The organism is Salipiger bermudensis (assembly GCF_019801965.1).
GTDB lineage: Bacteria > Pseudomonadota > Alphaproteobacteria > Rhodobacterales > Rhodobacteraceae > Salipiger > Salipiger bermudensis_A.
Genome location: NZ_JAHVIA010000001.1, coordinates 537,674 through 563,595, shown reverse-complemented (window position 1 = coordinate 563,595; position 25,922 = coordinate 537,674). Strand labels below are relative to the sequence as shown.

Here is a 25,922-nt window from a genome sequence, read left to right as displayed (position 1 = left end):
GCGGCGCTTGCCCTATAAGCGCGGCGCCCGACCAGACAGCGCTCAAGGAGACCCGATGCAGCCGCAGGAGATCGAACCGCTCTTCACCCGCAATGACGGCAGCTATTTTTGTGCCCGCTGGGGCCGGCCGCTGGTGCCCATCGTCTTCGGGGTCGAGGACGAGACGCTGTCGGTGATCAAGGGTGCCTTCGAGGCAATCTGCGCGCTGGCCGGCGCCAAGATGGCCGAGACCGATCCCGAGCTCGGCGCCAATGTCATGGTGTTCTTCTTCCGCGACTGGTCGGAGCTTCTCGAGGTGCCGGATCTCGGGCGGCTGATCGAGGATCTCGAGCCGCTGGTTGCGAAGCTGAAGGGCGCGGACGCCAACCAGTACCGCGCCTTCCGCTTCGACCAGCAGGGCGCGATCAAGGCCGCCTTCGTCTTCCTGCGGGTCGATGACGCGCTGGCCGAACAGCCTGCCGAGGAACTGGCGCTGGCGCAGGTGGTGCAGGTGATGCTGCTCTGGTCCGAGCGCGCCTTCGCCGAGCGCTCGCCGCTGGGCGTGCTCGAGGATGGCCGCGTGGTGCTGCGACCGGAGATCGGGGCGCTCCTGCGCGCCGCCTATGATCCGGTGATGCCGGTGCAGGCGCGCGATGCCAGCCACGCGCTGCGGCTCTCGGCCCGGATCGCGGTTCAGGGCTGAGGGCGGGGCGCGAAGAGATTTCATCCGGGAACTCTTCGTCAAACCCCGGGGCCAAGATTTTCGAAAGGAAAAATCTTTCGGGCGGTCAGGTGGGCTCAGGCGCCCACCTTTATCGGTAGGGTGGGCTTATGCCCCGACCATGCCGACGATCTCGTAGGTCTTCTGCAGGATCGGCGAGGCGATCTTGCGGGCCCGTGCCGCACCATCGGCGAGGATGCGGTCGATCTCGGCCGGATCTTCCATGTAGCGCGCCATCTCGGTCGAGATCGGCGCCAGCTTGGCCACCGCGAGATCCGCCAGCATCGGCTTGAACTCCGAGAACGCCTTGCCGCCCACATCGGCCATCACCGCATCGACCGACTGCTCCGACAGCGCCGCGTAGATGTTGACGAGGTTGCGCGCCTCGGGGCGCTCGGCGAGGCCCGCCGCCTCCGAGGGCAGCGGCTCGGGATCGGTCTTGGCCTTGCGGATCTTCTTGGCGATGGCATCGGCATCGTCGGTCATGTTGATCCGGCTGGCATCCGAGGGATCGGACTTCGACATCTTCTTCGAGCCGTCGCGCAGGCTCATCACCCGCGTCGCCGCGCCCTCGATCACCGGCTCGGTCATCGGGAAGAACTCGGTCTCGTAGTCGTGGTTGAACTTTGCCGCGATGTCGCGGGTCAATTCAACGTGCTGCTTCTGGTCCTCGCCCACCGGCACCTGCGTGGCGTGGTAGAGCAGGATGTCGGCGGCCATCAGCGCCGGGTAGGCGTAGAGCCCCAGCGAGGCCTTCTCGGCATTCTTGCCGGCCTTGTCCTTGAACTGGGTCATCCGGTTCATCCAGCCCAGACGTGCGACGCAGTTGAAGATCCAGCCCAGCTGGGCGTGCTCGGGCACCTGGCTCTGGTTGAACAGGATCGACTTCGCCGGGTCGAGACCGGCGGCAAGATAGCCCGCGGTCAGCTCACGGGTCTGCCGCACCAGCGCCTGCGGATCCTGCCAGACGGTGATCGCGTGCATGTCGACGACGCAGTAGATCGTCTCGATGCCGCTTCCCTGCATGTCCACGAAGCGCTTGATCGCGCCGAGATAATTGCCGAGCGTCAGGCCTCCGGACGGCTGGATGCCGGAAAACACGCGCGGGGTGAAGGCGGGATTGCTCTGGGCCGCCTCGGACATGGGCTCAACTCCGTCTGGAAATTCGGGTGGGGCTGGCTTACCCATGCCCTGACATGCCGTCAAGAAAGAGCCCCCACCAATGGTGCATCCGCATAACGAACCGCCCCTGAATCCGATGCCGCCGGTGGTGATGGCGCTGTTCATCGTCATCGTGGGGGTCGAGGCGGCCTTTTCGCTGGGCGGATACGGGCTGATCGGCGGGCCGGCGGCGCTGGGCTGGCGGCTCGAGGCTCTCGAGCGCTTCGCCTTTTTCGGGCAGGTGCTGCGCTGGATGCTGGCGACGGGGCAGTTCCCCGCCGAGCACCTGGTACGCTTCTTCAGCTATCCCTTCGTGCATGCGAGCTTCACCCACGCGCTCTTTGCCGGGGTCATGCTCTTGGCGATGGGCAAGATGGTGGCCGAGGCGCTGGGCTCGCTGCGCACGGTGGTGATCTTCTTTGCCTCGACCTTCGCCGGCGCGCTGGCCTACGGGCTGATCGTCGACACCCAAGTGCCGCTGATCGGCGCCTTCCCGGCAGTCTACGGCCTCATCGGCGGCTTCACCTACCTGCTCTGGCTGCGGCTCGGGCAGATGGGTGCGCAGCAGGTGCGGGCCTTCTCGCTGATCGGGATGCTGCTGGCGATCCAGCTGGTCTTCGGGCTGATCTTCGGCGGCAGCAAGGACTGGGTGGCCGATCTCGCGGGCTTCGCCACCGGTTTCACCCTGACGCTGCTGCTGGTGCCCGGCGGATGGGCGCGGCTGCTCGACAAGCTGCGCCGCGACTGAGGCGCGACCGAAGCCATCACCCAGCGACGACCGGTTTTGCGATCCGAACCCGGCCCAGGGTCACGACCAGGGGTTGCCACTGCGCCGCGACCGGAGGGACGACGGCGCCGCTTCAGAACATGTCGTCAGGCAGGATCGGCATCCGACGCGAGAAATCCTTGCCGGTGGCCGAGGGGTAGGGCAGCACGAAGCCTTCGCGCTCGCCCGGCTCGACCGCGGCATTGGCCAGCGCCGCCTGCCGCCAGGTGCGCGCCAAGGTGGTGCTCTGAGCCCCGAGCCGTGGCCCCAGCCAGATCTTTGCCAGCCGCTCGCGCAGCGCCTTGACGTCCTCGGGGCGGCGGAACATCACCGAGGCCTCGGTGTCCCAGCGCAGCGAGCGGCCGTTGAGATTGGCCGAGCCCACCATCCCCACGCGGTCATCGACCAGCGTCACCTTGGAATGCACGTAGATCGGACCGGCCTTGAGCACGTCGGCCTCGCCGTCCTTGGCGGGGCTCGATTGCCCCGGCGAGATCATCGCGAGGTTCTCGGCATAGGCCTTTGTCAGCCGGTGCGCTGCCTCGGTCTGAAGGCCGTGGCCGTGGCGCGCGTCCCAGCCCATGTCGCTGCTGAATAGCACCCGCTCGGCGGCGGGGGGCAGGATGATCACCAACTGCAGCTCGGGCGCGCGCTCGGCGGCCTTGACCAGCGCGTCGACGACGGGCCGGTGCCGCAGGAACTGGGTCTCGATATAGATGTGGTGCTGCGCCTCGCCGATCATCGCGATCAGCGCCTTCTCGTGATCCTGCACCTTGGCGCGCGGCGCAAGCCGGGCCGGACCGGGGCAGGGCGACGACACGGTGCGGATCAGGCGCAGGTCGGCGGGCGGCTGCGGGCGGGTGCCGGTGTCCATGCGCTCGGCCTCGTCGCCGACGCAGGCCACGCCGCAATCGAGCGCGTCGTTCCAGGTGTCGGAGAAATGCACCCGCAGCGCTGCGGAAAAGTCCGGGTCATCGACCTGCATCGAGACATCGTGCCAGGTCTCTTCCGGCGGGCGATCGTGCTCGTGAGTGTCGTAGCGGCGCTCGTTGATGTCGAGCCCGCCGATGATGCAGCGGGCGTTGTCGGCGACGGCGAATTTCTGGTGGATGGTCACCGGGCGCAGCCGCGCCGGGCCCTTGAGCAATGCGCGCTGCACGGGCGTGAGCTTGCCGGTGTCCTCCGAGCGCAGCTTGTTCAGCATCCGCGCGATCCGTCCGCGCATGAAGATCCGCCAGAGCGGGCCAGCCATCTGGCCATGCGGCGCACAGACGATCTGCACGTCGCCCTTCATCGCCGAGGCAAACCCGGTGGCCGAGCTCCACGCAAGACGGTGCAGGTCGGAGGCGAAGACGGGATCGAAATCCGACAGCACCATGCGGATCCTCACGCCGCGCTCCGACAGCATCGCCAGCAGGTCGGCCCATGTTTCAAGGCCGCGCTCGGTCAGCTCGGGCGTGCGCAGGCGGGTCTTGGGATCGAGGATGCGAAACGACATCACCAGCTCTTCCCGCGCCGAAGCCGCGAGTTTCTCCAGAGCTGGAAAGCCTTCGGCGGCGGTGATCAGCGAGGTCAGGGTCATGTCTGTCCGTACTAGGTCCTTTTGCGCCGCAGGGCGGCCTTGAAGTCCGAGAGCCGGAAGGCGCCGAAGAGCTGCCCGGCCGCCCCGTAGGAGACCATCCCCACGACAAGCAGCACCAGCAGCGCCGGGTAGCGCCAATAGTCTCTGGTGAGCAACGGATCGAGCAGCAGATAGGTTCCCCAGAGAATCACGCCCATCGTGACCGAGGCGGCGAGAATGCCCCAGATGCGCCGGCGGAATCGCTGGTCGAAGCGGGCGGTGTCGCCGATCCGGCGCCCGCCGATGCCCAGCATCAGCACCATGACCCAGCCGGCGACGGTGGTGGCGATGGCCGGGGCGATCCAGCCGATCAGCGGCGCCAGCCCGACCGCGATCACCGCGTTGACCGCCATCGACCACAGCGCGTAGCGAAACGGCGTGCGGGTGTCCTCGCGGGCGAAGAACAGCGGCTGCAGCACCTTCTGCAGCACGAAGGCCGGCAGGCCGAGCCCGTAGATCGCCACCGCCAGCGCGATGGCGGCGCTGTCATCGGCGGAGGTGGCGCCGCGCTCGAACAGCACCGAGACCATCGGCAGCGGGATCACCATCAGTGCCACGGCGGCCGGCACGGTCAGCGCCAGCGCCATCTCCCCGGCGCGGGAGAAGGCATGGCGCGCGCCGCCGTCATCCTCGGCCTTGAGCCGGCGCGACAGGTCGGGCAGCAGCACGATGCCCACCGCGATCCCGACGACGCCCAGCGGCAGTTGGTAGAGCCGGTCGGCGGCGTAGAGCCAGCCCACCGCCTTGTCGAACTGCGAGGCCACCTGCTGGCCGACCAGCAGGTTGATCTGCATGACGCCGCCGGCCAGCGCCGCGGGCACGGCGACGCGCACCAGCCGCTTCATGTCGGGGGTGAGCCGCGGCATCCCGGGGCGCACCTTCACCCCGGCGCGCTCGGCGGCGACCCAGACCAGCGCCAGCTGCGCGATGCCGGCAAACGGGATGGTCCAGACCAGCCACTGGATCACGTCGCCGCCGACCACCGCGCCCACGATCATGGCAATGATGACGAAGATGTTCAGCAGCACCGGCGCCGCAGCGGCGGCGGCAAAGTGGCCGGTAGCGTTCAGCGCGCCGGAAAACAGCGCCGAGAGCGAGATGAACAGGATGTAGGGAAAGATGATCCGGCCATAGCCCACGGTCAGCGCGAAGCGCTCATCGCCGGCGAAGCCGCCGGCAGTGGCCCAGACCAGCGCCGGCATAAAGATCAGCGCCAGCGCGCTCAGGATCAGCAGCACGAAGGCCAGCCCGTTCAGCGCATCGCGGGCAAACAGCAGCGGGTCTTCCTCGCCCTCGTATTTCTTCGAGAAGATCGGCACGAAGGCGGCGTTGAAGGCACCCTCGGCGAAGAAGCGGCGAAACATGTTGGGCAGGCGGAACGCCGCGACGAAGGCGTCCATCACCGGGCCGGGGCCGATATAGGCGAGGATCAGGATCTCGCGTGTGACGCCGAGCACCCGGCTGGCCAGCGTCCAGAAGCCGACGGTGAGGATGCCCGAGATCAGGCGGATGGGTTTCATGTCTGCTCGGGCCCTCGCATGGCCGTTCCTAGGTGTCGGCCTTTGCCAATGGGTAGCCGATCGCGCTGGGTGGAGGAAGGGGGCATCGCGGGATGCCGCCCGGAGATGCGGCAGCGGAGCGCCGGGCCGCCGCCACGCGCGCATCGCCGCTTGACCAGCGCTACCATCGGCGGGCAGAACTCCGCGGGACAACGGGCGCCGTCGTGGCGCGGGCATCAAGACCGGAGGAGGGGCAGGGCGGCGGCGCAAGGGCGCGCCGACCCGGCGGAGACCGTCCGGCGAAAGGGAGAGGTCATGGCTTATCTTGGTATCGATCTGGGGACCTCGGGGCTGCGCGCCCTGCTGGTGGACGAGCGCGGAGAGCCGCTCGGCTCGACCGAGCGCCATTACAGCGCGGCGCATCCGCGATCGGGCTGGTCGGAGCAGGATCCGGCCGACTGGGTTGCGGCGCTCGAGGGGGCGGCGGAGGAGCTGCGCGCGGCGCATCCAGAGTTCGCCGGCCTCAGGGGCATCGGCATCGCCGGGCACATGCACGGCGCCACGCTGCTCGATGCCTCCGGCGCGGTGATCCGGCCCTGCATCCTCTGGAACGACACCCGCAGCCACGAGGAGGCCGCTCGGCTCGATGCCACCGACGGCGTGCGCGCGCTCTCGGGCAATATCGTCTTCCCGGGCTTCACCGCGCCCAAGCTCGAATGGGTGCGTGCCCACGAGCCGGAGAATTTCGCCCGCATCGACAAGGTGCTGCTGCCCACCGCCTATCTCAACCTTTACCTGACCGGCGAGCATTTCGCCGACATGTCCGACAGCGCCGGCACCTCCTGGCTCGACACCGGCGCGCGCGACTGGTCCGAGGCGCTGCTCGCGGCGGGGCACATGCGCCGCGAGCAGATGCCGCGGCTGGTCGAGGGTTGCGAGGCGGGGGGCACGCTGCGCCCGGACCTGGCGGCGCGCTGGGGGGTGAGCCCCTCGGTGGTGGTCGCGGGCGGCGCCGGCGACAACGCCGCCGCGGCCTGTGGCATCGGCACGATGAACGAGGGGCAGGGCTTTGTCTCGCTCGGCACCTCGGGCGTGCTGCTGGCGGCGCGCGACGGCTATCACCCGGCGGCGGAGACGGCGCTGCACACCTTCTGCCACGCGGTGCCGGCGCGCTGGTACCAGATGGGGGTGATGCTCTCGGCCACCGACAGCTTGAACTGGCTGGCGCGCATCACCGGCGCCAAGCCCGCCGAGCTCACCGCGCCGCTGGGCGAGACCCTGCAGGCGCCGGGGCGGGTGCGCTTCCTGCCCTATCTCTCGGGCGAGCGCACCCCGCACAACGATGCCGAGATCCGCGGCAGCTTCACCGGGCTGGGCGCCGACACCAGCCGAGACGACATCGCCCGGGCGGTGCTCGAGGGCGTGGCCTTCGGGCTGCGCGACAGCCATAAGGCGCTGGCCGCCACCGGCCTGCGGCTCGAGCGCCTGATGGCGATCGGCGGCGGCGCGCGGTCGCGCTACTGGCTCAAGCTCATCGCCACGGCGCTCGACGTGACGCTGGAATTGCCCGCGGGCGGCGAGTTCGGCGCGGCGCTGGGCGCGGCGCGGCTTGGCATGGTGGCGTCGGGAGCGGCTGGCATCGATGAGGTGATGACCCCGCCGCAGGTCAGCGAGGAGATCGCCCCGGAGCCCGGGCTGGTCCCTGCCTTCGACGAGGCCTATGCGCGGTTCCGTGCCGCCTATGCCCCGATCCGCGCCATCCAGTGAGCGCGGGCGGTGCCCCTCGGAGCGATGGATCTGCCCCGACCCGGCACCGCGAAGCTCAACCGCGAGCGGATCGCGCGCCGTCCGGCGCTCTCGAAACCGCGCTAACATTATGCAAACCGCATATGTCAAGGCGCTGACATCTCGCGATAATTGCCGGTTCTCGAAGCGGGAGGGGCGTGTCACTGTGCCTGCATTGATGCTTGCCGCTCGGAAGGCTTCTGGGGTTCCTTCGAAAGTTGACCGGCAGGCGAGTTTGGCGGCGGCGCAGGAGTGTGTCGTGTTTCGGGCTGCGTCGCCGCCGACCTGCGCCCGGCCGTTGGCATGGTTTTTCGCCATCGGTGCGGATGAGGTGTGACCTGCAGCGTCGCCGCATGTTGCGGCTGCGGTCGGCGTGTGCCGGTGCTTTGGCATCGGATGCAGGAGTACGAGTGATGGGCCGTCGTGGCCTTCCGGGTCGGACGCGGTCGGTAACGCCCGCGTCCGGGCCGGTCCGTTTTGCGTCTCGGCCCGCTCTTTTGCGTAGCGGCGCAGCCTGTCCCTGCCGCAAAATGCCCTCCACTGTTTCCCTCAGCGCCCCTGTCGCCTCCTCCGTGCAAGGGATCCGTGTCACGTCACTTGACGGTTGAAAAAACACCCGGCAGGCTTCTTGCATGATCTGAACACGATTTACATGACCGCTCTGGATGGGCGGCTATGCGGGTCGTCGGGGTCGTGACGGGAGGAAGAAACATGCCAGCGTTGTCGGCCAGCGACGCGGCGCGGATTTCGCGTCGCAGCTTCCTGAAGACCGCAACAGGCGTGGTTGCGCTGCGCGTCCTCGGCCTGCCGTGCCCCGCCGCGGCGGCGGCGCCAGAGCGCCCTTCGGCGCTCGGACCGGTGCCCGGTGTCGCGGCGCAGCGCGTCGAGGGGCTGGCCAAGGTCACCGGGCAGAAGATCTATGCCCGCGACTTCCACGCGCGCGACATGGCGGGCTGGCCGGATCGGCAATGGCATGCGCTCTACATCCGGGCGCGCAGCACGCAGGAGGCCTTTCTCGGGCTCGACCTTGCGGCCCTACCGCCCGAGGCAACGCCCACGCGGGTGATCCTCGGCAGCGATCTCGATCCCGCGCTGTTTGACGCCGAGGTTCAGTTCAACCGTGATCTGCATGTCGACGACCTTCTGGCGAACAAGACCGAAGAACAGAAGAAGGCCGCCAAGGGCGGCAGCTTCAACCTGCCCGACGGGCTGAGCTTCGACCTGCTGGTGATGCCCGGAACGACGCCGAATTTTCTCGGGCAGGCGGTGGCGCTGCTGCTCTTCGACAGCCTCTCCGGCTATCGCGCGGCGCGAAGGTTTCTCGCCGGGGATGACGGCATCGTGCAGCGCTACGGGCCCGGCGCAGGCCCCGAGGGCACGCCGCTGCCGGATCAGCCGTTCGATCCGCGCACGCTCTACGTCAAGGCGCCGGGCTTCGATTATGCCGGCGTCGATGCCGAAACCTACACCCGCGAGGCCCCCGGCGTGCAGGCCCGCATCCGCAAGTCGCTCGACGCGGCGACCGGTTTGATCCGCCAACCGATCCGGGCCGAGATGCGGGCGATGGACCCGATGTTCATGGAACCCGAGGCGGGGCTCGCCTGGATCGACCCCTCGAGCAACGACATGCAGCTGGTGCTGGGCACCCAGTCGCCCGATGGCGACGTGCGCAACATCGGCAGCATGTTCGGCAGCGCGGGCTCTCCGATTCCGGACCTGCAGGGCGTGACCCTGCACAGCTGCTACCCCGGCGGAGGCTTCGGTGGGCGCGACAGCTCGCCCTTCTCGCTGATGCTGGCGCTGGCGGTGGCCTTCGCGGAGGGCAACCCGGTCCGGCTCGCCTATGACCGGTTCGAGCAGTTCCGCGTCGGACTCAAGCGCCACGCCACCAGCGCCCAAGGCACGCTCTATGCCCATGACGACATGCGGCTCGAGGCGGTGCAGCTTGAGATGAGTTTCGATGGCGGCGGGCGGCGCAACCTCTCGCCCTACGTGGCCTCGCTGGGGGCGCTCTGCGCTGGGGGCAGCTACCGGCTGCCGATGGCCGACATCCACGCCGAGGCACTGCACACCGAGAACATCTCGGGCGGCTCGCAGCGCGGCTTCGGCGGGCCGCAGGCCTATTTCGCCATCGAGACCGCGCTCGACGATCTCGCCGCCGCGCAGGGCTGGGACCCGTTGGCGCTGCGCCGCGCCAACCTGATCGCCGAGGGCGACACCACCGTGACCGGCGGCCCCATCGAGCAATCGCTGAGCCTGCCCGAAATGCTCGACATGGCCGAGGCCCACCCGCTCTGGGCCGAGCGCTCCGCCATCAAGGCCGCGCACGAGGCCGAGGGGCGGAGCTACGGCACCGGGCTCGCCATGTCGCTGCAGGCCTACGGCACCTCGGGCGACGGCATGGTCGCGGCGGTGCATCTGGAGCGCGATGGCACGCTGACGGTGCAATCGGACGCGGTCGACATGGGCAATGGTTCGGCCACCACGCTCGGGGTCACCATCGGGCCGATTCTCGGGGCCAACGCCGCCCGCGTCGAGATGGGCGGCTATAGGCTCTTCCCGCAGACCGGGCTGAGCGATGACAGCAGCAACCCGAAGCGCTGGCACGATCCGATGTGGACGCAGAAGGGCACCGGCTCCTCCTCGGCCTGCCTCACCGGGCTGCACCAGGTGAACACCGTGCAGCAGGTGGCGCAGGCGCTGCTCGGCGGCTCGCTGCTTGTCGCGGCGGCAAAGCTCTGGGGCAAGGGCCCGCTTAAGCCCGAGGATGTGGTCTGGGAACACGGGGCCCTGCGGCCGGTGGAGGGGCCAGGCGAGCCGCTGACGCTGGCGGGGCTGGCCGAGGTGATCCACGATCTGGGGCTGCCCACGGGCGCGCTGGGTCATGCCTATTTCCAGAACCAGTGGGTCGAGGCCGATTACGACACCCAAGGCGGCACGCTGCGCCTGCAGCTCGACGGGCTGGCCTATTACCACGGCAGCAAGACCGCGCCGCAGCCGATCCCGCGCGCCAATGGCCAGTATCCCGCGCCCGAGACGGCGCGCTATTCGCGCTATGTCTGGGCGCCCTGCGTCAACGTGGTGGGGCTGACGCTCGACCGCGCGACCGGGATCGTTCAGGTGGAGAACGTGCTGAGCGTGCTCAATGCCGGCCACATCCACGTGCCCGAGCTGGTCTCGGGGCAGAGTCAGGGCGGCGTGGCGATGGCGATCGGCTACAGCCTGCTCGAGGACATGCCGCCGGGCATGGAGGGCCCCGCCGACGGGCGTTGGAACCTCAACCGCTACCACGTATCTCGCGCTGGCGACGTGCCCTTGAAGACGCGCTACGCGCCGGGCGCGCGGGCGCAGGAGCTGATCATCTTGCCGCCGCCGCCGGGCAGTCCGCGAGTCGGTCGCGGCATCGCCGAGGCGGTGATGTGCTCGATCCCGCCGGCGATCTCCAACGCGCTGCGCGACGCGACGGGCCTGCGCTTCGCCTCGCTGCCGATCACCCCGGAGAAAATCCTCGAAGGGCTTTCGCCATGACCATCCGCCTGACTATCAACGGCATCGGCTTCGAGCTACCCGACAGCCGCGGCAGCGAGACGCTGCTCGATTTCCTGCATGGTGAGCTCAACCTCACCGGCACCAAGCTGTGCTGCGGCATCGGGGTCTGCCGGGCCTGCACCGTGCAGGTGGTCAAGCCGCCAAGCCTCGCGCCGACGCCGACGATCAGCTGCTCCACCGCGCTCTCGACGCTCGACGGCACCCAGGTTTCGACCATCGAGAGCGTCGCCCGCGACGGCCAGCCGGACGCGGTGCAGCAGGCCTTCCTCGACCACTTCGCCTTCCAGTGCGGCTATTGCGCTCCGGGCTTCGTCATGGCGGCGCGGATCTTCCTGTCCGGGCTGCAGGCGCAGCCGGTGCCGCCGGAGAAGCTGGAAGCGGCGATGATGGAGGCGATCGGCAGCCATATCTGCCGCTGCACCGGCTATGTGCGCTATTTCGAGGCGCTGCGCGGGCTGGCCGAGGCGGTCAACGCGGGGGAGGCGATCGAGCTATGAGAACCCTCTTCGTTGCCATCGGGATGGCGCTTTGCGCCCTCGCAGCCCCGGCAAACGCCCAGTCACCGCACGCGGTCTACGGCGCCGCCTGCGCGGCGGCCATCGCTCCGATCCCCGGCTTCGACTGCGCCGAGGGTGTCACCGTGCCGATCACCATCGACGGCATCGAGATCACCGACCGCGCGCCTGCGACCTGCGATCGCCCCGGCCTGCTCGACAACGGGCCGGGCTCGGACGGGCAATGCGTGCCGTTCTCGCGCATCCTGAACCTCTCGACCGAGACCGCGCAGGTCTCGGTGATGTGCCGGCAGAAGCGCTTCCGCAGCGTCGACAGCTCCGCCTTCGACGAGATCGACGTCATCGCCCACAACCCGGCCACCGGCGCGACCTGCTGGTTCCAGGCCAAGGGCGCGGAGGGCGCGCCGGTCAGCGGCGCTTCGGTGCCGTCGCCGACCGACCCGGCCAGCGAGGCTTTCTGGGCCGCGCCGGAGACCGTGGTCGCCGATGGCTGCGGGACGTGCCACGACAACGATCCGTTCATGTACTCGCCCTTCGTCGGGCAGGTCTGGGGCCACGTTCCAAGCAATCCCTTGGGGCCCTATGCCCATGTCGACGCGGGCTTCGGCTTCTCCGACTGGCCGACCCACGAGATGCTGCCGCGCGACAACACCTGCCTTGGCTGCCACCGCATCGGCACCGGGCTGCTGACCCCGCCCGATCCGGCGGCGGAAAAGCCCGGATCCTGCGGGCAGCTGGCCTCCCGGATGACCGGCGCGCCGGTCGCGGGTGCCGATCAGGCGGCGCAGAGCTATCCGCTCAGCCATGCCATGCCGCCCTATTTCGGCCTCTCGGAAGAGGCCTGGGGCGAGATCTATGGCGCGGCTTTGGGGGAGATCCGCTCGTGCTGCGCCGACCCCGTGCAGCCCGCCTGCAACGTCCGCGAGATCCGCGCCTATCTCGAGGGCGACGCGCGTTGATGAAGAATGCCGTGGCCTATCCGCACCTGCTGCGCGCGCCGCTGCTCGCAGACCTGCCGCAGGAGCTGCGCGCGGAGTTTCTCAACCGGTCCGAGCTGCGGATCTGCCAGGAGGTCGAGCTGTTTCTCGAGCAGGGGCAGATGTCGCCGGGGCTGTTCATGGTGGCGCATGGCCGCATCGACGTCGTGGTCTCCGGGCCGGGCGGCGAGCAGACGCGTGTTGCCCATTACGGGCCCGGCGGGATCGTGGGCGAGCTCGAGAGCCTCTCCGCGGAGCCCTGCATCGCCTCGTGCTTCGCGCAGCCCCTGACGACGCTGCTCTTCTGCCCGACCCCGGTGTTCAACGAGTTCATGCGGTTGCCGCTCTTCATCCGCAACCTCGCCTCGGTGTTCCGCGCGCGACTGGCCCATGACAACGCGGTCAAGGTGCTCGACCAGCACGGCTCACTCGAGGAGCGGCTGTTTCAGCGGCTGCGGATCATGTGCGACGGGCGCGACCGGGTGCGCGCCAACCAGGCAGAACTGGCCGAGATCCTCGGCTGCTCACGCCAGAGCGTGAACAAGGCGCTGGGCCGGTTGCGGGCCGAGGGAATCATCGATGTCGCGAAGGGGCAGGTGCGGATCCTGCAGCAGGAGCCCAGCCTCGCAGCGCTGGGCCGTGGCGCAGGCACCGCGCCGGAGATGCCGGAGGGGGCGCCCGAGACTCCGGACGGACAGGGCAAGCGACGGAGCGCCTGAGCCGGGAAGGGCAGGGCGTGGTGGTAGGCGATAGATTGCTGAACCCGTGTCTCACAGCGAACCCGGCAGGAGATCTTCCGGAGGCGTGGGCCTCTTGGCGAAAATGCTGCGGTTCGGTGGGAATACTGGGAATTTGGTGGAGCCTAGGGGGATCGAACCCCTGACCTCTTGCATGCCATGCAAGCGCTCTCCCAGCTGAGCTAAGGCCCCATCTTGTTTGACGCCCTCGGCGTCGTGCGGCGTGATCTACGCAAAGCCGCGGGCGGGTTCAAGGGAAAAAATCACCGCCCGCGACGAAAAATTTCAGAGCCTCAGCTCTCGTCGTCTTCGCTGGCCACATCGGTGATGTCGTCGAGCGAGACGTTGTCGTCATCGTCGTCCTCGAGCACATCATCATCGTCGAGATCGACCTCGACATCATCATCCAGCAGATCATCGCTGTCGTCGTTATCGGCGTCGGGCTTGCGCTTGGCGCCATCGGCCGCGTCCGCGACGAGCATCGCGCGCTTGCCGGTGTCCAGCTCGAGAACCTCGCCCGTGTAGGGGCTGACGATCGGGTCCTTGTTCAGGTCGTAGAAACGCTTGCCGGTGGTCGGGCACACGCGCTTCGTACCCCATTCTTCCTTGGGCATGGGAGATCCCTTTCATCCTGTCCGGTCATGTCGACAATCCGCGCCCTCTGCCATATCAGGGGAGCGGTGTCAAAGGCTTTGGCCGTATTGCATCCGAGGCAGAGCATATGGGGCAGATCACACTTCCTGGCAACCCGCCGATCGCGGTGACCCTGCGCCGTTCGGCGCAGGCGCGGCGCCTGTCGCTGCGGCTCAGCCAGATCGACGGGCGGGTGACGCTGACGCTGCCGCGCCGGGTGCCCGAGCGCGAGGCGGTGGGCTTCCTGCGCGAGAAGGAGGCATGGCTCCGGGGCCATCTCGAGGCGCGCGGCGATGACGCGCGAATCTGCCTCGGCGCGGTGCTGCCGATCGAGGGCGTGATGCGCGAGATCCGCCCCGGGACAGGGCGCGGCGTGGTTCTGGGCGAGACCCATGTCGAGGTGCCGGGCCCCGAAGAGCGGGTCGCCGCGCGGCTTCAGGGCTGGCTGCGCACGCTGGCGCGCGAGCGGTTGGCCGAGGCCTCGGACCGCTACGCCGCAAGGCTCGGGCGGCCCTATACGCGCCTGACCCTGCGCGACACCCGCTCGCGCTGGGGCTCCTGCACCTCCGAAGGCGCACTGATGTATTCCTGGCGGCTCATTCTCGCGCCCCGCGACGTGCTCGATTACGTCGCCGCCCACGAGGTCTCCCATCTTGCCGAGATGAACCACTCCAAGGCGTTCTGGGACACGGTCGAGGCGCTCTACGGCGATTGGCGCCCGCAGCGCCGCTGGCTGCATGACGAGGGCGGCAGCCTGCATCGCTACCGTTTCGGCGACTGAGCCCGTCGCGGCACGAGGGCGATTGACGGCGCCCCGATTTGTGATCACATTACGCGGATCATGAATCCAGCCACCCGCCCCACCGAAATCGTCTCCTCCGCCCATGACCGCGTCTACCGCGGCCTGCGCACCCGCATCATGCTGGGTCAGATCGCGCCTGGAGAGGCGCTGACCCTGCGCGGCATCGGCAAGGAGTTCGAGGTCTCGATGACGCCCGCGCGAGAGGCGGTGCGGCGGCTGGTGGCCGAGGGGGCGCTCAGCATGTCGTCTTCGGGCCGGGTGCAGACGCCGGAGCTGTCCAACGAGCGAATCGAGGAGCTGGCGGCGCTGCGCTCGCTGATCGAGGTCGAGCTGGCCTCGCGGGCGCTGCCACGTGCCCACATGGCACTGATCGACCGGCTGCAGACCATCAACGGCACCATCGCCGAGGTGGTGCGCGACCGCGACGCGGTCGGCTATATCCGCTCCAACCTCGAGTTCCACCGGACCCTCTATTTGCGCGCGCAGGCGCCGGCGATGCTGGCCATGGCCGAAACCGTCTGGCTGCAGCTCGGGCCGACAATGCGGGCGCTCTACGGCCGCCTGCGCCGCTCCGAGGCGCCGCAGTTTCACCGCCTGATCATCGCCGCCCTCAAGGCCGGGGACGAACCGGGGCTGCGGCTCGCGGTGCGCTCCGACGTGACGCAGGGTCTGAAGATGCTGGCGAGCTGAGCGCTCACTCGGCGGCGCGCGGCGCGATGCGCGCGCCGTCAGCGAGATCGGCGGCGGGGTAGAGCACCACGCGGTCGCCCTCTTCCAGCCCCGAAAGCACCTGCGCGGCGCTGCCGTTGCCGGGGCCGAGATCGACCGGCACCTGCTCGGCCCGGCCCTCGCGGGCGCGCAGCACCGCCCAGCCGCCATCCTGGCGGAACAGTGCGCTCTGCGGCACCTGCAGCGTGTCGGCCTCCTCCCAGACCACGATCCGCGTCACCACCCGGTAGCCATGCCCGAGCGCGGCGCGGTCCTCGGCGCTGCCGGTGAAGCGCACCGTGACCTCGACGCGCTGCTCCTCGACCCCCAGCGCCGAGACCTTGGTGCGACCCTGCGGCGCGATCCGAGTGACCTCGCCATCCAGAACCGCATCGCCGCCCCAATCGTCGATCATCACCCTGTCGCCGAGACCGACCTGCACCGCGTCCGAGGAGATCAGCTCGACCACGATCTCGAGATCGGTCTCGATATCGCCGATCTCGAGCACGGCGCTGCCGGCGCCGAGGATGGTCTCGCTCTGTTGCAGCACCCGCAGGATGCGCCCCGAGATCGGCGCCACCAGCGAGATGTCATTGGCGTGGTTGCCCGCCACCGCCGCGGCCAGCCCGAGATCCTCGAAGCTGATGAGCTGGGCGCGGGCATTGGCCAGTTCGGCCTCGCGCATCGCCACCGCCGCCTTGGCGGTCTCGAGCTGGGCCGCCGCCGCACGCGCTGCCGAGCGGGCGCGGTCGAGCGTCGCCGTGCTGACCGCGCCACGCGCCGCCAGCGCCTCGCTGCGCTGGAAGTCGGCCTCGGTGAGATCGGCATTGGCGGCGGCGGCGTTGACCTCGGCCTCGGCCACCTTGAGCGCGGCCCGGGCGGCGTCGAGCAGCGCCATCGCCTGCTCGCGGGTCCGGATATCGAGCGCGTCGGGGTTCACCGGGCGCATATGCGCCACGCTCTCGCCCTGCTCGACCGAGTCGCCCGCCACCGCGCCGACCCTGAGCAGGCGCCCCGCCACCGGGGTCGAGACGACATAGACGTCATGCACCTGCGTGCGGCCCTCCTCGTCGATGGTGACGGTGAGCGGCCCGCGCGTGACCGCGCCGAGATCGACCAGCGCCGGGCGCGGCCAGAATGCCGCCGTGAGCGCGCCGCCGAGCAGCAGCAGGATCAGGCTCCACAGGATCAGGCGGGTGCGGTTGCGGGTGTCTGCCATGTCATCAATCCCGTGTCTTGAGCGCTGCGACCAGATCGGCCCGGTCGACATCGCGTTTCACCAGAAGCCCCGAGACCAGCGCGCCGCCGATCACCACCAGCGCGGCGCTGCCGAAGGTGGTGGCGTGGAACACCACCGGGATGGTGTAGATCTCGGAGGAATAGGCCGCGGCCAGCAGGTAGGAGAGCCCGGCGCCGAGCGCCGCGCCGAACGGTAGGGCGAGCAGGGTGACGATGCCCAGCTCGCCCAGAAGCACATAGGCCGCCTCGCCGCGCGAGAAGCCGATCACCCGCAGCGAGGCGAGATCGCGCAGCCGCTCGGCCAAAGCGATGCGGGCGGCGTTATAGACGATGCCGAAGGTGATCACGAAGGCGATGGCCGACATGATGAACCGGGTCCAGCCGGCGCCCTGGTCCATCAGCTCCTCGAAGGCCTCGCGCGATTCATGCTTCAGGCTCACCCCGGCCACCGTCGGCAGGTCCTTGAGCCAGACATAGACCGCACCCGCCTCGGCCTCGTCGAGCAGCAGCGCCGCGCCCGAGACGCGGCCCGGCTCGCCGAGCGCGCGGTTGAGCCCGTCCAGCGCCATGTAGGCAGGCGCTCCCAGCACCGTGTCGGAGATCGCCGCGACCGGCAGCTGGAGCACCGGCTGCGCTCCCTCGCGCACCTCGACCGTGAGGCTCTGGCCCACCGCGAGATCGAGCTTGCTGGCCAGCGCCCGGCTTAGCACCAGACCCTCGTCGCGCATGGGAATCGGCGCGAGGCCCGGGGTGAGGGCGCGGTAGAGTACCGGGTCGTGGGGCAGGGCGGTGATGCTGCCGCGGTGGCTCTGCCGCCCGTTGCGCAGGATCACCGGGACGTCGCGGCGGCCCTCGACGCGGGTGATGCCGGGATGGCTTTGCAGCTCGAACAGCACCTTGTCGGAGACCGCGTGGGTGAAGGTGACCTGCGCCTCGGAGCGGTCCATCACCTCGAAGCTGAGCTCGATGGCATGGGCGAAACCGGCGTGGATGGTGATCATCCCGACCGAGAGCGCCATGCCGCAGGTGATGCCGACGATGGCACCGGCCATGCGGAAGGGGGTGCGGCTGAAGCGCCGCAGCACCATGCGCGAGGGCTGGTCGAGCCAGGCGGTCAGCCCGCGCCAGCGCCCGGCGCTGGCATAGTCGGCCGGGGTGGGCGGGCGCATCGCCTCGGCCGGGTCGAGGGCGAAGATCCGGCGCAGCACGATGGCGCCGCCGGCGGTGGCCGCCAGCACGCTCACCGCGATACCGATGGCGAAGGCCGCAGGTTCCAGCCGGAAGACAAGGAAGGGAAACTTGAAGAACTGCAGGTAGAGCCCGACCATGGCCCGCCCCGCCGCGACGCCCAGCAGGCAGCCCAGCAGCGCGCCCAGGAGCGCGATGGCGAGCACCAGCTTGAGGTAATGCAGCCCGATCTCGCCGGAGCGGTAGCCGAAGGCCTTTAACAGGCCGATCTCCTCGCGCTCGGCCTGCACCATGCGGGCGATGACGATGTTGAGCAGGAAGGCCGCCACCGCCATGAAGATCGGCGGGATGGCGCGGGCGCTGTCGCGCAGCCCGTCGATCTCTTCCGAGACGAAGCGGTTGGAGAACATGTCTTCGCGCCCGAAAGCGCCGGTCGCGCCGTAGCGGTCGAGCAGGTGGTCGAGCGCACCGAGCACTGGCTGCTCCTCGGCGCCGCGCGCCAGCCCGACCAGCGCCTGGTTGAAAGCGCCGCTCATGTCGAAGGCGGCCTCCATCGCGGCGGGCGACAGCCAGAGCACGCCGAAGCGGCTGTCATCGGGGACCATCTCGCCGGGGGCAGCGGTGTAGAGAAACTCCGGCGCGCGGGCGAGGCCGGTGATGCGGAATTCGCGCAGCGCGCCGTTCATCGTTGCGGTGAGCGTGTCGCCGGGCCTGAGCCCGTGGGCGGCGGCGAAGCTGTCGAGCAGCACCGCCTCGTCGGGGCGTCCGCGCTCGAAGAGTCGCCCGGCCTCGAGCCGGATGGCGTTGAGCGCGGTGTCGCCCTCGTAGGGCAGCGACAGCGCCTGCGCCTGCAGCGGCACCGCCTGCCCGGGTAGGTCGATCAGCGCCGCGCCGCTGACCCGTCCCTCGACGGCGCCGACGCCCTCGAGCGCCGCGATCTGGTGCAGAACGTGGTTCGGAGCGCGGGTCACCGGCGCCACCATGTCGGCCAGCCGGTAGCGCTCGTAATAGCCGCGCCGCGTCTCGTCGAGGGAGCTGACCAGCCCCGACATCATCACCTGCATCATCACGCCGAGCGCCATGACAACGGCGATGGCCAGCGCCTGTCCCTTCATCCGCCACAGGTCGCGGATCAGCTTGCGATCGAGCGGGCCTACCATTCGATCTCCTCCGCGCGGAGTTTGCTGGAGTTGGTCTCGACCGAGCGGATGGCGCCATCGGCGAAGCGGATCACCCGGTCAGCCATGGCGGCGGTGGCGGCGGCGTGGGTGACGATCAGCACCGTGGTGCCGAGGCTCTGGTTGAGATGCTGCAACACGCCCAGCACCTCGCGACCGGTGGTGCTGTCGAGCGCGCCGGTGGGCTCATCGCAGAGCAGCACGTCGGGCTGCTTGGCCACGGCGCGGGCGATGGCAACGCGCTGCTGCTCGCCGCCCGACATCTGGCTGGGGAAATGGCCGCGCCGACCTTCGAGACCCACCAGCGCCAGCGCCTCCGCCGGCGTCATCGGATTGCGGGCGATCTCGGTCACCAGCTCGACATTCTCCTCGGCGGTGAGCGAGGGCATGAGGTTGTAGAACTGGAAGATGAAGCCCAGGTGATCGCGCCGGTAGCGGGTGAGCTGGCGGTCGCTCATCGCGGTCAGCTCGTGCTCGCGAAACCACGCTTGCCCCGAGCTTGGCCGGTCGAGCCCGCCGAGGATGTTGAGAAGCGTGGACTTGCCGCTGCCCGAGGGGCCAAGCAGCACCACGACCTCGCCCGCGGGCAATTCGAGATCGACCCCGCGCAGCGCGTGCACCGCCGAGGCTCCCTCACCATAGGTGCGTGTCAGGGCGTCCGCGCGATACGCGAGATCGGCCATGGCTCTCCCTCCATGGCCGCGAGTCTAGCGGGTTCGCGCTGGCTGTGTCTTGCGCCGGATCAAGCTTTCTCGGCCGGTGCGCGGATTTCCGGCACGGCCTCGATGACCAGCTTGTGCAGCCCTGCGCCGCCGGTTTCCACGTAGTCGAGCAGCTGGGCGCGCATCCGCGGCTCCCAGAAATCGTTGATGTGGTCCGCCACGCCTGAGGCGCCGTCATCACCCGGCTGGGTGGCGAAGAAGGTGGCGATCTGGTTGGCCATCATGACCATCTTTTCAGGCGACATGGGATGCTCCATCGACGATGCGCTCGGGCGCGGCGTAAAGGTCGAAGCCGCCGCCACGGGCAAAGGCGGCCAGCGTGAGCCGGGCCTGCTCGGCCATGCTCAACGCCAGCGCCGTGGGGGCGGATACGGCGATCAGGATCGGACAGCGGGCCAGCACGGTCTTCTGCACCATGTCGACCGAGACGCGGCTGGTCAGAACCATGGCGCCCTCGGAGGCGTCGACATCCTGCCGCGCCAGCGCGCCGATCAGCTTATCGAGCGCGTTGTGCCGCCCGACATCCTCGCGCGCCATGACGATGCCCTTGCCGGGCAGCAGGAAGCCCGCCGCGTGCACCGCGCGGGTCTGGTCGTGCAGCGGCTGGTGGGCGCGCAGCTCATCCGTGGCGCGCGCCACCTCGGCGCGGGTGAGGCTGGGGCCGCCCTCGGGCAGCCGGGGCAGGGGGCGCAGCGCCTGATCGAGGCTGTCGATGCCACAAAGCCCGCAGCCCGTCGGCCCCATCATGGTGCGCTGGCGTTCCTTGAGCGCGCGCCCGCGCTCCTCTCGCAGCCAGAACCGCGCCTCGATGCCGCGCGCATGGGTCACCGCCTCGAACTCGGCCACCTCGCCCGGCTGCGCGATGATGCCCTCGCTCAGCGCAAAGCCATAGGCGAAATCGGCGATGTCGGCCGGGGTTGCCATCATGACGGCCTGCGTGGTGCCGTCGAACACCATCGCCACCGGCACCTCCTCGGGCAGGGAGCGCACGATCGAGCGCGTCCCCTCGCGATGCACCGCCACCCCGGGCCTGCTGGCGCTCAGCCGGCTCATTCCGCCGCCGGAAGGATGCGCCGCGAGCGCTCGGCCTGCGCGGCGTAATCCTCCTGCCAGTCGGTCGGGCCGTTGCTGGGCGAGACCTGCACCGCGGTCACCTTGTATTCCGGGCAGTTGGTGGCCCAGTCGGAATAGTCGGTGGTGACCACGTTGGCCTGCGTGTCGGGGTGGTGGAAGGTGGTATAGACCACGCCCGGGCTCATCTTGTCGGTGACCTTGGCCTTCAGCGTGGTCTCGCCCGAGCGGCTCGCCAGCTTGATCCAGTCGCCATCCTTGAGGCCGCGGTTCTCGGCATCGTGCGGATGGATCTCGAGCAGGTCCTGCTCGTGCCAGACGCTGTTGGCGGTGCGCCGTGTCTGGGCGCCCACGTTGTATTGCGACAGGATCCGACCTGTGGTCAGCAGCAGCGGGAAGCGCGGGCCCGAGCGTTCGTCGGTGGCCACGTATTCGGTGACGATAAAGCGCCCCTTGCCGCGCACGAAGCCATCCACGTGCATCATCGGCGTGCCCTCGGGATGCTCCTCGTTGCAGGGCCACTGCACCGAGCCCTTCTCCTCGAGGAGAGCGTAGGTCACGCCGGCAAAGCTCGGCGTGGTGGCGGCGATCTCGGCCATGATCTGCTCGGGATGGGTATAGGCCCAGCCGGCGCCCATGGCGTTGGCGAGCATCTGGGTCACTTCCCAGTCCTCATAGCCGTTCTTCGGGGCCATCACCTTGCGCACGCGGTTGATCCGGCGCTCGGCATTGGTGAAGGTGCCGTTCTTCTCGAGGAAGGACGAGCCCGGCAGAAAGACATGGGCGTAGTTCGCGGTCTCGTTGAGGAAGAGGTCATGCACGATGACACACTCCATCGCCGCGAGCCCGGCCGCCACGTGGCGCGTGTCGGGATCCGATTGCAGGATGTCCTCGCCCTGGCAGTAGAGCCCCTTGAAGGTGCCCTCGACCGCGGCGTCGAGCATGTTGGGGATGCGCAGGCCGGGCTCGGGGTCGATCTCCACGCCCCAGGCGTCTTCAAAGACTTTGCGGACCTCGGGCAGCTTGACATGGCGATAGCCCGGCAGCTCGTGCGGGAAGGAGCCCATGTCGCAGGAGCCCTGCACGTTGTTCTGACCGCGCAGCGGGTTCACCCCCACGCCTTCGCGACCGATATTGCCGGTCATCATCGCGAGGTTCGCCAGCGACATGACGGTGGTCGAGCCCTGGCTGTGCTCGGTGACGCCCAGCCCGTAATAGATCGCGCCGTTGCCGCCGGTGGCAAAGAGCCGCGCCGCCGCCCGCAGCTCCTGCGCGTTGACGCCGGTGAGCAGCGCGGTGCTCTCGGGGGCGTGGCGCTTGTCGGAGACGAACTCGGCAAAGGCCTGGAACTCGTCCCAGTCGCAGCGCTCGCGGATGAAGGCCTCGTCGTAGAGCCCTTCGGTGACGATGACATGGGCCAGCGCGGTGACCACGGCCACGTTGGTGCCCGGGGTCAGCGGCAGGTGATGCGCCGCCTCGATATGGGCGGATTTCACCATGTCGATGCGGCGCGGGTCGATGACGATCAGCTTGGCGCCCTGGCGCAGCCGCTTCTTCAGCCGGGAGGCGAAGACCGGGTGGCCATCGGTCGGGTTGGCGCCGATGACAAGCGCCACGTCGACCTTCTCGACGCTGTCGAAATCCTGCGTGCCGGCGGAGGTGCCGAAGGTCTGGCCGAGGCCGTAACCGGTCGGCGAATGGCACACCCGCGCGCAGGTGTCGGTGTTGTTGTTGAGGAAAACCGCCCGCGTGAGCTTCTGCACGAGGAAGGTCTCCTCGTTGGTGCAGCGGCTCGAGGTGATGACGCCGAGGCTGCGGCGGCCGTATTTTTCCCGGATGCCGGTCATCTTCTCGGCGGCGAAGGCCAGCGCCTCGGGCCAGCTGACCTCGCGCCAGGGCTCGTCGATGCTGTCGCGGATCATCGGGTTGAGGATGCGGTCCGGGTGCTCGGCATAGCCATAGGCGAAGCGGCCCTTGACGCAGGAATGCCCGCGGTTGGCCTTGCCGTGCTTCCACGGCGTCATGCGCACCAGCTGGTCGCCGTTGAGCTCGGCCTTGAACGAGCAGCCGACGCCGCAATAGGCGCAGGTGGTGACGACCTCGCGGTCGGGCGTGCCGAGCTCGGCAACGCTCTTCTCCTGTAGCGTGGCGGTCGGGCAGGCCTGCACGCAGGCGCCGCAGCTGACGCAGTCCGAGCTGAGGAAATCGTCGCCCGCCGCGCCGGCCGAGACCCGGCTCTCGAAGCCGCGGCCTTGAATCGTCAGCGCGAATGTCCCCTGCACTTCCTCGCAGGCCCGCACGCAGCGCGAGCAGACGATGCACTTGGAGGGATCGTAGGTGAAATACGGGTTGCTCTCGTCCTTCGGCATGTAGCGCGGGTTGGCCTCGCCCACGGGCATGCGCAGCCGCGCCTCCGCCTGGCTGCGGGCGCCGGTGCCGGAGGGATCGTAGTGGTTCTCGCCGGGCGTGTAGCGCACGTCGCGCAGGCCGACCATTCCGGCCATGTCCTGCAGCTCGCAATCGCCGTTGGCGGCGCAGGTCAGGCAGTCGAGCGGGTGATCCGAGACATAGAGCTCCATCACCCCCTTGCGGATCTTCTTCACCTTCGAGGACTGGGTGTGCACCTTCATCCCCGCCGCCACCGGCGTGGTGCAGGAGGCCGGCGTGCCGCGCCGCCCCTCGATCTCCACGACGCAGAGCCGGCAGGAGCCGAAGGCCTCCACCGAGTCGGTCGCGCAGAGCTTCGGGACCTTGACCCCGGCCTCCATCGCGGCGCGCATCACCGATGTCCCCGCGGGGACGGTGACGGAAATGCCGTCGATGGTCAGATGCACCGGCTTGCCCGATTTCGCGGGTGTGCCCATGTCCCGGTCGTCCCAGGGAATGATGAAGTCCTTCATCTCAACGCCTCCCGCATCTTCTTTGGTTCATAAATACCTCGGGGGGTTCGGGGGGCTGGCCCCCCGACCGGTCGCCTTGCCGCAGGCAAGGCGAAACACCTCATTCCGCCGCTTCCCTGACCGCCCCGAACTCCTCCGGGAACAGGCGCAGCGCCGACATCACCGGGTAGGGCGTGAAGCCTCCCAGCGCGCAGAGCGAGCCGTCCTGCATGGTCTCGCAGAGATCGGTGAGCAGCGGGATCGCGCTGGCGTCGCCGGCGGCGATGCGGTCCAGCGTCTCGACGCCGCGCACCGCGCCGATGCGGCAGGGCGTGCACTTGCCGCAGCTCTCCACGGCGCAGAATTCCATCGCGAAGCGCGCCATGCCCAGCATGTCGGCACTGTCGTCGAACACCACCAGCCCCGCATGGCCGATCAGCGCGCCCTGGCCGTCGAACTCCTCGTATCCGAAGGGCGTGTCGAACTGTTCCGGGCTCAGGTAGGCGCCCAGTGGGCCGCCGACCTGCACCGCCTTGACCGCGCGGCCCGAGGCGGTGCCGCCGCCGAGATCCTCGACGATCTGGCCGAGGCTCATGCCGAAGGCGGTCTCGAAGAGGCCGCCATGGCGGACATTGCCGGCGATCTGCAGCGGGATCGTGCCCTTGGAGCGCCCGAGCCCGAAATTGGCGTAATGCTCGGCGCCCTTCTCGAAGATCACCGGCACGGTGGCGAGCGAGATGACGTTGTTGACGACGGTGGGCTTGCCGAAGGCGCCCTCGAGCGCCGGCAGCGGCGGCTTGGCGCGGACCACGCCGCGTTTGCCCTCGAGCGAGTTCAAGAGCGAGGTCTCCTCGCCGCAGACATAGGCCCCGGCGCCGACGCGCACTTCCATGTCGAAGGCGTGGCCCGAGCCCAGCACGTCCGCGCCCAGCACGCCGGCGGCGCGGGCGATCTCGATGGCGCGGCCCAGCACCGCGATGGCGTCGGGATATTCCGAGCGCAGGTAGACGAAGCCCTTCTCGGCGTGGCAGCCGATGCCGGCGATCGCCATGCCCTCGATCAGGCAGAACGGGTCGCCCTCGATGATCATGCGATCGGCGAAGGTGCCGCTGTCGCCCTCGTCGGCGTTGCAGACGATATACTTGCGGTCCGCATGGGCCATGCGAACGGTGTCCCACTTGATGCCGGTCGGGAAGCCCGCCCCGCCGCGACCGCGCAGGCCGGAGAGCTTGACCTCGTCGATGATCTCCTCGGCCTTCATGCCGATGGCGCGGCGCAGGCCCGCGAGGCCGCCAAGGGCCTCGTACTGCGGGAGCGACAGCGGATCTGTGAGGCCGCAGCGGGCGAAGGTCAGCCGGGTCTGGCGCTTCATCCAGTCGAGCTCGTCGGTCAGCCCAAGCGCCTTCTCGTGGCCGTCCTCGAACAGCGCCGAGACATCCGCCGGGGTCATCGGACCGTAGGCCATGCGGCCCTCCGGCGTCTCGACCTCGACCAGCGGCTCGAGCCAGATCATCCCGCGCGAGCCGTTGCGCGCGATCTCGACCTCGACGCCGCGCGTCTCGGCCTCGGCACGGATCGCCGCGACCACCGCCTCGGCGCCGAGCGCCTTGGCGGCGCTGTCCATGGGAACCCAGATCTTCATGCGGCGCCCTCCAGCTCTGCGTCGATACGGGCGACATCGGCCCGGGCGATCAGGCGTTCGCCGACCATCGCGGCAGGCGCGCAGGCGCAGAGGCCGAGGCAATAGACCGCCTCTACCGTCACCCGCCCGTCCGGCGTTGTGCCACCCCAGCCGATGCCGAGCTTGTCGAGCACCGCCTCGGAGAGCGCATTTGCGCCCATCGACTGGCAGGCCTCGGCGCGGCAGATCTTGACCACGTGGCGGCCGGCGGGGGCCTTGCGGAAATCATGGTAGAACGACATCACCCCGTGCACCTCGGCGCGGCTCAGGTTCAGCGTCTCGGCGATCAGCGGCAGCGCCGCCTCGGGGACGTGCCCGCAGGCCTCCTGGATGGCGTGCAGGATCGGCAGCAGAGGCCCTTCGAGGTGCATCTGCGCGTCGATCAGGGCCTGCAGCTCTTCCGATGTCGGGTGTGAGTGGCGCATTCGGGCTTCTCCTCCCATGGATTTCATCGGTTTTGCCAGATCCATGATTTGTGAATCAATATCGCTGTTCCGTCAGTTGATAGTGT

The 25,922-nt window shown here is 69.2% G+C and carries 21 protein-coding genes and 1 tRNA gene; 9 read left to right on the top strand and 13 right to left on the bottom strand.

Annotated elements, in window-relative coordinates; translation table 11 throughout:
* The first annotated feature begins 55 nt into the window (after nt 1–55).
* On the top strand, nt 56–682 hold the full coding sequence (locus tag KUV62_RS02710; protein ID WP_222602130.1) for a hypothetical protein: 627 nt from the start codon (nt 56–58) through the stop codon (nt 680–682).
* Between the two features lie 126 nt (nt 683–808).
* On the opposite strand, the gene trpS is transcribed toward KUV62_RS02710, so the two are convergent.
* Nucleotides 809–1,843 carry a tryptophan--tRNA ligase gene (gene trpS, locus KUV62_RS02705; protein ID WP_222602129.1) on the bottom strand — a complete coding sequence of 345 codons (1,035 nt, stop codon included), beginning with the start codon at nt 1,841–1,843 and terminating at the stop codon, nt 809–811.
* A 79-nt stretch (nt 1,844–1,922) separates the two neighbouring features.
* On the opposite strand from trpS, the gene KUV62_RS02700 reads away from it, so the two are divergent.
* Nucleotides 1,923–2,609 (top strand): rhomboid family intramembrane serine protease, encoded by a 687-nt coding sequence (locus tag KUV62_RS02700; RefSeq protein WP_222602128.1) that lies wholly within the window; start codon nt 1,923–1,925, stop codon nt 2,607–2,609.
* Between the two features lie 112 nt (nt 2,610–2,721).
* On the opposite strand, the gene KUV62_RS02695 is transcribed toward KUV62_RS02700, so the two are convergent.
* Nucleotides 2,722–4,209 (bottom strand): phospholipase D-like domain-containing protein, encoded by a 1,488-nt coding sequence (locus tag KUV62_RS02695; RefSeq protein WP_222602127.1) that lies wholly within the window; start codon nt 4,207–4,209, stop codon nt 2,722–2,724.
* Between the two features lie 11 nt (nt 4,210–4,220).
* Nucleotides 4,221–5,768 carry a murein biosynthesis integral membrane protein MurJ gene (gene murJ / locus KUV62_RS02690; RefSeq protein WP_222602126.1) on the bottom strand — a complete coding sequence of 516 codons (1,548 nt, stop codon included), beginning with the start codon at nt 5,766–5,768 and terminating at the stop codon, nt 4,221–4,223.
* Nucleotides 5,769–6,062: 294 nt separating this feature from the next.
* On the opposite strand from murJ, the gene xylB reads away from it, so the two are divergent.
* The 5 genes from xylB to KUV62_RS02665 all read left to right on the top strand — a co-directional run bounded on the left by xylB (nt 6,063) and on the right by KUV62_RS02665 (nt 13,292).
* Complete coding sequence (gene xylB, locus KUV62_RS02685) at nt 6,063–7,514, top strand: xylulokinase (RefSeq protein ID WP_222602125.1); 1,452 nt, start codon at nt 6,063–6,065, stop codon at nt 7,512–7,514.
* A gap of 729 nt (nt 7,515–8,243) precedes the next feature.
* Nucleotides 8,244–11,060 (top strand): xanthine dehydrogenase family protein molybdopterin-binding subunit, encoded by a 2,817-nt coding sequence (locus tag KUV62_RS02680; protein WP_222602124.1) that lies wholly within the window; start codon nt 8,244–8,246, stop codon nt 11,058–11,060.
* A complete protein-coding gene (locus tag KUV62_RS02675; protein WP_222602123.1) occupies nt 11,057–11,578 on the top strand; it encodes a (2Fe-2S)-binding protein in 522 nt (173 codons plus the stop codon). The genes KUV62_RS02680 and KUV62_RS02675 overlap by 4 nt, the downstream gene beginning before the upstream one ends.
* Nucleotides 11,575–12,555, top strand: a complete 981-nt coding sequence (locus KUV62_RS02670; protein WP_222602122.1) for a hypothetical protein — start codon at nt 11,575–11,577, stop codon at nt 12,553–12,555. Before KUV62_RS02675 ends, KUV62_RS02670 begins: the two co-directional genes overlap by 4 nt.
* The gene (locus tag KUV62_RS02665) at nt 12,555–13,292 is read left to right on the top strand and encodes a Crp/Fnr family transcriptional regulator (protein WP_222602121.1); all 738 of its coding nucleotides are present in this window, start codon (nt 12,555–12,557) and stop codon (nt 13,290–13,292) included. The genes KUV62_RS02670 and KUV62_RS02665 overlap by 1 nt, the downstream gene beginning before the upstream one ends.
* Nucleotides 13,293–13,426: 134 nt before the next feature.
* Here KUV62_RS02665 and KUV62_RS02660 read toward each other — a convergent pair.
* Nucleotides 13,427–13,502: transfer RNA gene (locus KUV62_RS02660), tRNA-Ala, on the bottom strand.
* A gap of 101 nt (nt 13,503–13,603) precedes the next feature.
* Nucleotides 13,604–13,924, bottom strand: a complete 321-nt coding sequence (locus KUV62_RS02655) for a TIGR02300 family protein (protein WP_222602120.1) — start codon at nt 13,922–13,924, stop codon at nt 13,604–13,606.
* Between the two features lie 107 nt (nt 13,925–14,031).
* Between KUV62_RS02655 and KUV62_RS02650 the strand changes: the two genes are divergently transcribed.
* Entirely contained in the window at nt 14,032–14,724 is a 693-nt protein-coding gene (locus tag KUV62_RS02650) for a M48 family metallopeptidase (RefSeq protein ID WP_222602119.1), read from the top strand.
* 60 nt (nt 14,725–14,784) lie between these two features.
* Nucleotides 14,785–15,435 (top strand): GntR family transcriptional regulator, encoded by a 651-nt coding sequence (locus KUV62_RS02645; RefSeq protein ID WP_261395199.1) that lies wholly within the window; start codon nt 14,785–14,787, stop codon nt 15,433–15,435.
* A gap of 4 nt (nt 15,436–15,439) precedes the next feature.
* Here KUV62_RS02645 and KUV62_RS02640 read toward each other — a convergent pair whose 3' ends face one another.
* The 8 genes from KUV62_RS02640 to KUV62_RS02605 form a co-directional block, all read right to left on the bottom strand.
* Nucleotides 15,440–16,672 carry an efflux RND transporter periplasmic adaptor subunit gene (locus tag KUV62_RS02640; RefSeq protein ID WP_222602118.1) on the bottom strand — a complete coding sequence of 411 codons (1,233 nt, stop codon included), beginning with the start codon at nt 16,670–16,672 and terminating at the stop codon, nt 15,440–15,442.
* Between the two features lie 4 nt (nt 16,673–16,676).
* Nucleotides 16,677–19,040: an ABC transporter permease gene (locus tag KUV62_RS02635; RefSeq protein ID WP_222602117.1), complete on the bottom strand. Its 2,364-nt coding sequence runs from the start codon at nt 19,038–19,040 to the stop codon at nt 16,677–16,679.
* On the bottom strand, nt 19,034–19,741 hold the full coding sequence (locus tag KUV62_RS02630; RefSeq protein WP_222602116.1) for an ABC transporter ATP-binding protein: 708 nt from the start codon (nt 19,739–19,741) through the stop codon (nt 19,034–19,036). Before KUV62_RS02630 ends, KUV62_RS02635 begins: the two co-directional genes overlap by 7 nt.
* 59 nt (nt 19,742–19,800) lie before the next feature.
* Nucleotides 19,801–20,025: a formate dehydrogenase subunit delta gene (locus KUV62_RS02625; RefSeq protein ID WP_222602115.1), complete on the bottom strand. Its 225-nt coding sequence runs from the start codon at nt 20,023–20,025 to the stop codon at nt 19,801–19,803.
* Nucleotides 20,015–20,833: a formate dehydrogenase accessory sulfurtransferase FdhD gene (gene fdhD / locus KUV62_RS02620; RefSeq protein WP_222602114.1), complete on the bottom strand. Its 819-nt coding sequence runs from the start codon at nt 20,831–20,833 to the stop codon at nt 20,015–20,017. The genes KUV62_RS02625 and fdhD overlap by 11 nt, the downstream gene beginning before the upstream one ends.
* The gene (fdhF, locus tag KUV62_RS02615; protein WP_222602113.1) at nt 20,830–23,751 is read right to left on the bottom strand and encodes a formate dehydrogenase subunit alpha; all 2,922 of its coding nucleotides are present in this window, start codon (nt 23,749–23,751) and stop codon (nt 20,830–20,832) included. Before fdhF ends, fdhD begins: the two co-directional genes overlap by 4 nt.
* A gap of 100 nt (nt 23,752–23,851) precedes the next feature.
* Nucleotides 23,852–25,372 (bottom strand): formate dehydrogenase beta subunit, encoded by a 1,521-nt coding sequence (locus KUV62_RS02610; RefSeq protein WP_222602112.1) that lies wholly within the window; start codon nt 25,370–25,372, stop codon nt 23,852–23,854.
* Complete coding sequence (locus tag KUV62_RS02605; RefSeq protein ID WP_222602111.1) at nt 25,369–25,836, bottom strand: formate dehydrogenase subunit gamma; 468 nt, start codon at nt 25,834–25,836, stop codon at nt 25,369–25,371. The genes KUV62_RS02610 and KUV62_RS02605 overlap by 4 nt, the downstream gene beginning before the upstream one ends.
* Nucleotides 25,837–25,922 lie beyond the last annotated feature (86 nt).

What these genes read in the sequence shown, in the direction of transcription:
- KUV62_RS02675 (WP_222602123.1), top strand. Translation starts at nt 11,057, where the DNA reads ATGACCATCCGCCTGACTATCAACGGCATCGGCTTCGAGCTACCCGAC.
- KUV62_RS02695 (WP_222602127.1), bottom strand. Translation starts at nt 4,209, where the DNA reads ATGACCCTGACCTCGCTGATCACCGCCGCCGAAGGCTTTCCAGCTCTG.
- KUV62_RS02655 (WP_222602120.1), bottom strand. Translation starts at nt 13,924, where the DNA reads ATGCCCAAGGAAGAATGGGGTACGAAGCGCGTGTGCCCGACCACCGGC.
- KUV62_RS02640 (WP_222602118.1), bottom strand. Translation starts at nt 16,672, where the DNA reads ATGGCAGACACCCGCAACCGCACCCGCCTGATCCTGTGGAGCCTGATC.
- KUV62_RS02605 (WP_222602111.1), bottom strand. Translation starts at nt 25,836, where the DNA reads ATGCGCCACTCACACCCGACATCGGAAGAGCTGCAGGCCCTGATCGAC.
- KUV62_RS02645 (WP_261395199.1), top strand. Translation starts at nt 14,785, where the DNA reads ATGAATCCAGCCACCCGCCCCACCGAAATCGTCTCCTCCGCCCATGAC.
- murJ (WP_222602126.1), bottom strand. Translation starts at nt 5,768, where the DNA reads ATGAAACCCATCCGCCTGATCTCGGGCATCCTCACCGTCGGCTTCTGG.
- KUV62_RS02635 (WP_222602117.1), bottom strand. Translation starts at nt 19,040, where the DNA reads ATGGTAGGCCCGCTCGATCGCAAGCTGATCCGCGACCTGTGGCGGATG.
- KUV62_RS02630 (WP_222602116.1), bottom strand. Translation starts at nt 19,741, where the DNA reads ATGGCCGATCTCGCGTATCGCGCGGACGCCCTGACACGCACCTATGGT.
- KUV62_RS02710 (WP_222602130.1), top strand. Translation starts at nt 56, where the DNA reads ATGCAGCCGCAGGAGATCGAACCGCTCTTCACCCGCAATGACGGCAGC.
- KUV62_RS02680 (WP_222602124.1), top strand. Translation starts at nt 8,244, where the DNA reads ATGCCAGCGTTGTCGGCCAGCGACGCGGCGCGGATTTCGCGTCGCAGC.
- KUV62_RS02610 (WP_222602112.1), bottom strand. Translation starts at nt 25,372, where the DNA reads ATGAAGATCTGGGTTCCCATGGACAGCGCCGCCAAGGCGCTCGGCGCC.
- KUV62_RS02700 (WP_222602128.1), top strand. Translation starts at nt 1,923, where the DNA reads ATGGTGCATCCGCATAACGAACCGCCCCTGAATCCGATGCCGCCGGTG.
- KUV62_RS02625 (WP_222602115.1), bottom strand. Translation starts at nt 20,025, where the DNA reads ATGTCGCCTGAAAAGATGGTCATGATGGCCAACCAGATCGCCACCTTC.
- xylB (WP_222602125.1), top strand. Translation starts at nt 6,063, where the DNA reads ATGGCTTATCTTGGTATCGATCTGGGGACCTCGGGGCTGCGCGCCCTG.
- fdhD (WP_222602114.1), bottom strand. Translation starts at nt 20,833, where the DNA reads ATGAGCCGGCTGAGCGCCAGCAGGCCCGGGGTGGCGGTGCATCGCGAG.
- KUV62_RS02670 (WP_222602122.1), top strand. Translation starts at nt 11,575, where the DNA reads ATGAGAACCCTCTTCGTTGCCATCGGGATGGCGCTTTGCGCCCTCGCA.
- fdhF (WP_222602113.1), bottom strand. Translation starts at nt 23,751, where the DNA reads ATGAAGGACTTCATCATTCCCTGGGACGACCGGGACATGGGCACACCC.
- KUV62_RS02665 (WP_222602121.1), top strand. Translation starts at nt 12,555, where the DNA reads ATGAAGAATGCCGTGGCCTATCCGCACCTGCTGCGCGCGCCGCTGCTC.
- trpS (WP_222602129.1), bottom strand. Translation starts at nt 1,843, where the DNA reads ATGTCCGAGGCGGCCCAGAGCAATCCCGCCTTCACCCCGCGCGTGTTT.
- KUV62_RS02650 (WP_222602119.1), top strand. Translation starts at nt 14,032, where the DNA reads ATGGGGCAGATCACACTTCCTGGCAACCCGCCGATCGCGGTGACCCTG.